This is a genomic window from Longimicrobiales bacterium, assembly GCA_035764935.1.
Classification (GTDB): domain Bacteria; phylum Gemmatimonadota; class Gemmatimonadetes; order Longimicrobiales; family RSA9; genus DASTYK01.
Genome location: DASTYK010000115.1, coordinates 1 through 7,197 on the forward strand (window position 1 = coordinate 1; position 7,197 = coordinate 7,197).

At 69.8% G+C, this 7,197-nt stretch carries 4 protein-coding genes; 3 read left to right on the forward strand and 1 reads right to left on the reverse strand.

Annotated features, from left to right (window positions below):
* Together VFU06_09460 and VFU06_09465 are read left to right on the forward strand one after the other, a co-directional pair.
* Nucleotides 1–4,992 (forward strand): NAD-glutamate dehydrogenase domain-containing protein (locus VFU06_09460; protein HEU5209627.1); only part of this gene is annotated, 4,992 nt, incomplete at its 5' end.
* Nucleotides 4,993–5,179: 187 nt separating this feature from the next.
* Complete coding sequence (locus tag VFU06_09465; protein ID HEU5209628.1) at nt 5,180–6,028, forward strand: hypothetical protein; 849 nt, start codon at nt 5,180–5,182, stop codon at nt 6,026–6,028.
* Between the two features lie 21 nt (nt 6,029–6,049).
* Here the strand turns inward: VFU06_09465 and VFU06_09470 are convergent, their stop codons facing one another.
* Nucleotides 6,050–6,595, reverse strand: coding sequence for a helix-turn-helix transcriptional regulator (locus VFU06_09470; GenBank protein ID HEU5209629.1), 546 nt, complete (start codon nt 6,593–6,595; stop codon nt 6,050–6,052).
* Nucleotides 6,596–6,768: 173 nt separating this feature from the next.
* Here VFU06_09470 and VFU06_09475 point away from each other — a divergent pair.
* Nucleotides 6,769–7,197, forward strand: a 429-nt coding sequence (locus VFU06_09475) for a hypothetical protein (GenBank protein ID HEU5209630.1), incomplete at its 3' end; no start/stop codon positions are given.

The window sequence follows — 7,197 nt, forward strand, 5'->3', positions numbered from 1 at the left end:
CTCTTCCTTGCCGGCGCACCGCCGGAATTTCTCCGCGACCGCAGTGCCCGCGACATTGCCGAGCTCGTGGCAGGATCGTTCCGCCACCTGCAGCGCTCGCGGCCGGACCGCGTGGACGTGGAGATCGAGGAGGCCGCGGACTACGCCGCCGGCGCCACGGTGATCCGCACGGGTGTGCGCGAGCGGCCGTTCGTCGTGGCCACGGTGCGCGAGTACCTGTACGCGAACGGGCTGGCGTTCGAGCGCTTCCTGCACCCGGTGCTGCGGGTGGACCGTGACGGCAACGGCAACGTCACCGGGATCGGTCCGGCCACGGAGGGCGGACCGCTCGAGTCGCTGATCTACGGCGAGGTCGTGCGTGTCGACGGCGAACTCAGCATCGACGAGATGCGCACCGCCATCGGGAGCAGCCTGCAGGATGCGGTCGCGGTCACGGACGATTTCGCGCCGATGCTGGCCACGCTGGACGAGGTCGTCGCATCGCTGGACGGCGTCGCGCAGCGCATGCCGGACCGCACGCTGGAGGTCGCGGAAGTCGGCGCGTTCCTGCACTGGCTGCGCGACAACTTCGTGTTCCTGGGCTACGACGCCTGGGGCCGGGTCGACCAGCCGGATGGCGCCCTCGGGAACGTCGACGGCGGCCGCGGCATCGGGCTGCTCCGCGACGACGTGCAGGCGCGTCGCGTGACGCCGATCCTGCCCGCGCGCGCCGCGCACGAGCGCTACCTGAGCAAGCTGAACGGCTCCGCGTCGGGCAGTTCACCGGCGAGGCGGTCGCGCAACGACCTCGCCCCTGCCGCACAGTCCGCACCGGCACAGTCCGCATCGGCGCAGTCCGCACCGGCACAGTCCGCACCGGCACAGTCCGCACCGGCACAGTCCGCATCGGCACAGTCCGCACCGGCACAGTCCGCATCGGCACAGCCCGCACCGGCGCAGTCCGCACCGCAGTCCCCACCGTCGCAGCCCGCCAGGCGCTGGCCGCCGCGCCTGCTCGTGATCACGCAGACGTCGGTGGAAGCGACGGTGCATCGTCGCACGCGCATGCACGCGATCTCGATCCGCGGCATCGAGGGCGACGAGATCGTCGGTGAGCGTCGCTTCCTGGGACTGTTCCGCTCGCGTGCGTACGCGGAGGAAGCGCAGCAGATCCCGATCCTGCGTCACAAGCTGCGGCTGCTGATCGAGCAGCAGGGCTGGCTGCCCGGCTCGCACGACCAGCGCGAGGCGGTGAAGATCTTCAACTCGATGCCGAAGGAGGAGCTGTTCTCGGCATCGGCGGTGGAGATTGCGGAAGAGATCAAGGCGATCCTCGCGCAGTACTACGCGCAGGAGGTCAAGGTCGCGCTGCGGCCAGACGCGGCAGGGGACGCGGTGTCCGTCATGATCATCATGCCCGCCGACCGCTACAGCGGCCGCGTGCGACGCGCGCTGCAGTCGGCGCTCGTGCGCGAGCTGGACGGCACGCTGCTGAACTACAACCTGGTGATGGGCGGCGGGGCGCAGGCGCGGCTGCACTTCCAGATCGCGGCGCCGGAGGAGCGGGTCGCCGCGGTGACCGCGTCGCAGCTCGATGTGCTGGTCCACGAGGTCGTGCAGACGTGGACGGAGCTGCTGCAGCGCCACCTCGCGCGTACGCACTCGACCGAGGAGGCGCAGCGCAAGGCGCTGCGCTGGGGCGCGGCCTTCAATGCGGAGTACCAGGCGTCCAGTGGACCCGAGGAGGCTGCGGCGGACCTGGGCGTGATCGAGGCGATGGAAGCGCGGGACCGTCGCCTGGACGTGCGGCTGTCGAACCGGCCGCTGATGGGCGAAGGCGAGACGGAGGGGTTCACGTGGCTGAACGTCTACGTGCGCGGCGACGGCCTCGTGCTCTCCGAGTTCATGCCGATCCTCGAGCATCTCGGTCTGCGCGTGCTTTCCATGCGCCCGTACGACGCGACGGACGAGCAGGGCGGCGCGCACATCTACACGTTCAGCGTGCAGGACCGGGAACAGCGTCGCCTGGACCTCGGCGCGCGTGCCGCACTCCTCAATGATGCGATCCTGGCCGTGGCTGCGGGCGATGCGGCGAGTGATGCACTGAACGCGCTCGTGCTCACGGCAGGGGTGCGCTGGCGGCAGGTGGACGTGCTGCGCGTGTACAGCGAGTACGCGTTCCAGTGCCAGATCGTGCCCGCTCGCCAGGCGCTGCCGCGCGTGCTGAACGCGTACCCGGAGTCCGCACGCCTGCTGGTCGAGCTGTTCCGCCAGAAGTTCGACCCCGCGGCTGCGACCAGCGTCGACGAGCGCACGAAGCGCATCGAGGAGGCACGCGAGCGCGTGCTCGCGTCGCTGGAAAGCGTGACGTCGCTCAACGACGACCGCGCACTGCGTCGCATGCTCACGCTGATCGATGCGACGGTCCGCACGAATTACTACGTGCACGGCGGTGACGTCCCGACGAAGCGCTCCGGCGGCGTGCCGTACATCTCGATCAAGATCCTGTCCGAGCTGCTGCAATCGCTGGTGCCGACGCGCCTGCGCGCGGAGGTGTGGGTGCAGTCGCCGAAGATGGCGGGCACGCACCTGCGCGCGGCCAAGGTCGCGCGTGGCGGACTGCGTCACAGCGATCGTCCCGACGACGTGCGCACCGAGGTCATGGGCCTCGTGCGCACGCAGGCGGTCAAGAACGCGGTGATCGTGCCCGCGGGCTCCAAGGGCGGCTTCGTCACGCCGAACCTTTCCGCGGAAACGAAGGACGTCGCGGCCGAGGTGCAGGAGCAGTACCGCACGTTCATCCGTGGCCTGCTCGACGTCACCGACAACCTGGTCGACAGCGCGGTCGTGCGCGCGCCGGGACTGGTCGTGCACGACGAGAACGATCCGTACCTCGTCGTCGCGGCGGACAAGGGCACCGCGAAGTTCTCCGACATCGCCAATGCGGTCGCCGCCGAGTACGACTTCTGGCTGGACGACGCGTTCGCGTCCGGCGGCTCCAACGGCTACAGCCACAAGGACGTCGGCATCACCGCGCGCGGCGCGTGGGAGTGTGTGCGTCGACACTTCCGCGAGATGGGCCGCGACACGCAGACCGAGCCGCTGACCGCGGTCGGCATCGGCGACATGAGCGGCGACGTCTTCGGCAACGGCATGCTGCGCTCGCGCCAGATCAGGCTGCTCGCGGCGTTCGATCACCGGCACATCTTCGTCGACCCGGATCCCGATCCGGAGGCGTCGTACGTCGAGCGCGAGCGGCTGTACAATCTGGGCCGCTCCAGCTGGGACGACTACGATCGCAATGTGCTGAGCGAGGGCGGCTTCGTCGTGTCGCGCGGGCAGAAACAGATCACGCTCACGCCGCAGGCGCGCACCGCGCTCGGCCTGCCCGATGACACCGACGTGCTCGACGGCGAGTCGCTGATACGCGCGATCCTGTCCGCGCCGGTCGACCTGCTCTGGAACGGCGGCATCGGCACGTACGTGAAGGCGCCGGAAGAGCGGCACGCGGATGTCGGTGACACGGCGAACGACGCCGTGCGCATCGACGCGACCGACCTGCGCTGCAAGGTGCTGGGCGAAGGCGGCAACCTGGGGCTGACGCAGCGGGCGCGCATCCGCTACGCGCTCGAAGGCGGTCGCTGCAACACGGACGCGATCGACAACTCGGGCGGTGTCGAGATGTCGGACCGCGAGGTCAACCTCAAGATCCTGCTGAACGCCGCAGTCGCGGAAGGCCGCATCGATCGCGACGGCCGCAACGCACTGCTGCACGAGCTGACCGACGCGGTGACGGAGAAGGTCCTGAACGACAACCGCTCGCAGAGTCTCGCGATCTCGCTGGACCTGCTGCGCGCTGGCGAAGGTTTCCAGGATTTCCAGGGCTTCATGACGTCCATGGAGCAGCGCGGCGTCTTCGACCGCGCGGCGGAAGCGCTGCCGACACTGGAAACGCTGGTCGAGCGGCAGGCGCGCGGACAGTCGCTCGCGCGTCCCGAGCTGTCCGTGCTGCTCGCGTACTCCAAGCTGTCGCTCAAGCAGGCGCTGCTCGACAGCAGTGCGCTGGATGATCCCGCGATGGCGCGCTACGTCGCGGAGTACTTCCCGCCGCATGCGGTCGAGGCGGCTGGCGACGGTCCCATGGCGAGTCACCGGCTGCGCCGCGAGATCATCGCGACGCTGCTGTGCAACGACATGGTCGACCTCATGGGCTCCGCGTTCGTGCACCGCGTCGCGCGCGACACCGGTCATGCGGAAAGCGACGTCGCCCGCGCCTGGTTCGCGGCGGCAAGCCTGGCCGGCGCGGACGAGCTGCGGCGCAGGCTCGCGGCGCTCGAGGGTGACGTGCAGAGCGGCGTCGTATACCGCTGGCTGCTCGGCCTGTCCCGCGTGCTCGAGCGCACCACGCGCTGGATCCTCACCAACGTCCCGGTCGGCACACCGATCGCCGAGGTGGTGGACCGCTACCTGGACGGGGTGACGACGCTGCGGCGCGATTTCCGATCGGTCGTCGTCGGCCACGAGCGCGACGTGTTCGAGCGGCTGACGCGCGAGGCGGGCGACCTGACACGCAGCGAGGACGTCGCCGCGTCGCTCATCACGCTGCGCTTTCTCGACCAGCTGCTCGGCATCGTCGAAGTCGCGCACGAGACGGGCGCCGATCCGCTGCGGACAGGGCGCGCGTTCTACCTGCTGTCCGACACGCTGGAGCTCGGCTGGCTGCGCGACGCGATCCGCGACGCCGCCGGCAACGACGGCTGGGAGCAGCGTGCGGCGCATCTTCTCGACGACGACGTCCGCGGCGTGCATCGTCGCCTGACGGCGAGCGCCATCGGCAGCGCGGGCGCGAACGGCGACGTCGCATCCGTGGTCAACGACCTGATCGCGAAGAACGCGCGCGAGCTGGCAGGCTACCGTGCGATCAGTGCGGAATTGAAGGGCGAGGAGCGGCCGACGCTGGCGGCGCTGATCACGGCGGTCAGGGAGATGGAGGGAGTCGGCAGCGCGGGCTGAGCCGACATGGACCGGGCGCCTGTGGGTGCCCGGTCAACGCTGTGCGCCGACCTCTCGATCTGGCCTCCGAAATGCGTCGGAGCGCTCCCGACGCCTTCATGGGCTGCACCCCGAGCGGGGGACTCGCGGAGGCTCGGCAGCCCGCTCCCTCGGCTCGCCCACCATCCAGCTGCAACGGGAGGACACGATGAGACGCTCATCCACTCCGGTTGTTGTCCTTGCCGTCACCGCCCTCTCCGTGCTGGCCGCCTGCGACGCGCCCGGCGATGTCACGTCACCGGAGCTGCCGCCGCAGGCGGTCTTCGCACGTTTCGCCCTCGCACTCGAGCTGCCGGCGCCCGGTGACTTCGTGTATCCAATCGCGGCGGACGATGCCAACCCGTACTTCCCGCTGATCGTGGGAACCGTCTGGACATACGAGGCCGAAGCCGACGAGGGGCTGGAACGGACGATCGACACCGTCACCGGCGACACGCGCACGATCGCGGGGATCACGGCGACGGTCCTGCGTGACGAGGTCTACCTCGACGGCGATCTGGTCGAGCTCACCTTCGACTGGTTCGGGCAGGACCGGTGGGGCAACGTCTGGTACCTGGGCGAGGCGTCGTGCGAGTACGAGCCGGGCGAGTACACCCGCGATTTCGATCCGGACGTGGCGGGCGACTGCGAGGCGTCGGGCGGCGACCCGGCAGGATCGTGGGAGGCCGGTGCGGATATCCTGGGCATCGGTTCGGTGGCCGAAGCCGGGATCATCATGTGGGCGGACCCCCTCGCCAGGAAGGGCAAGACCTACCGGCAGGAGTTCTATGAGGGCGAGGCCGAGGACATGGCGAAGGTGCTGCACGGCGGCCTGACGGTCACGACCGCGGCCGGCACGTACACCGACTGCATCGAGACGATGGACTTCACGCCGCTCGAACCGGGCGCGCGCGAGCACAAGTTCTACTGCGCAGGCGTCGGCATGGTGCTGGAAGAGCAGCCGAAGAACGGGCTGGTGCGCAATGAGCTGGTGAGCTTCGAGCCGGGAACGCCCTGAGCGCACGCTCCCGGTCGACCGCTATGTCGCCCCGGAGCCCGCCCGCTCCCCTTCCGGCAGCAGCAGGTCCTCCAGGAAGTACGCCGCGAGCTCGGCCCGGCTCCCGAGGCCCGCCTTCTGGTACACCGCCGCCGCGTGCTGGCGGGCCGTGCGCTCGCTGCGCCCGGTCGCGCTGGCGACATGCTTGTGGCTGTACCCCTTGAGCAGCAGCAGCGCGACCTCGCGCTCGGCAGGCGTGAGCCCCCAGGCGTCGAACTGCTTGTGGATCGCCAGGCCGAGCCCCTGCAGCGCCTTCTGCGCGTTTTCCCGCCATTCGTCGCGTTCGGCCTTTCGTGCCTCCAGCCGCGCCCGCATCTCGCCCAGTGAGCGCTCGGCGCGCCACCAGCCGAGCCAGAGCGTCGTCGCCATGAGCAGCGCGCCCGCGATCATGAGCGATTCGAAGATCACGTGGAACGATAGCCACCGCTCCGGCCGGTCGAGCACCAGGTCCACTGTGCCGCCCACGACGATGGACGCGAGCGCCACGACCAGCAGCAACGGCAGCCTGGAATCGCGGTTTTCGTCCATCAGAGGGAGTCCGTCATCTGTCGGATAGGTCATCCGGGGCCCGGTTTTGCGTCGTTTGACCGATACAGCCACGGCGGCACCGCGGCGATTCTCCATGCGTAACCCCAACGGAGGATACCCGAATGTTGCCTGATCCGCTCCACCCCGCTGTCGTCCATTTCCCGATAGTGCTGATGTTCCTGCTCCCCCTGGTCGCGATCGGCGCCGTCTGGATGATCCGACGCGGCATGGATCCGCGGCGCACATGGGGCGTTCCGCTGGTCCTGGCCGCCGCGCTCGCCGCAAGCGCCTTTGTCGCGCTGCGGACCGGTGAGGCAGAGGAGGACCGCGTGGAGGCAGTCGTTCCCGAGGCCGCCATCCACGACCACGAGGAGGCCGCCGAGCGGTTCCTGGTGCTCAGCGGCGTGCTGCTGCTCATCACCGGCGCCGGTCTCTTCCGGGGCGACGTCGGCCGCGCCGCGCGCATGGTCACCATCGTCGGTTCGCTCGGGCTGATCGCAGCCGGCGTGCAGGTCGGCCTGGAGGGCGGCGAGCTCGTCTACGAGCACAACGCGGGCAGCGCGTACACCGGGCAGACGTCGTCGGCGCAGGCGCAGGCGGCG

Excerpts from the sequence above, each read along its gene's own strand:
- VFU06_09465 (HEU5209628.1), top strand. The coding sequence starts at position 5,180 with ATGAGACGCTCATCCACTCCGGTTGTTGTCCTTGCCGTCACCGCCCTC.
- VFU06_09470 (HEU5209629.1), bottom strand. The coding sequence starts at position 6,595 with ATGGACGAAAACCGCGATTCCAGGCTGCCGTTGCTGCTGGTCGTGGCG.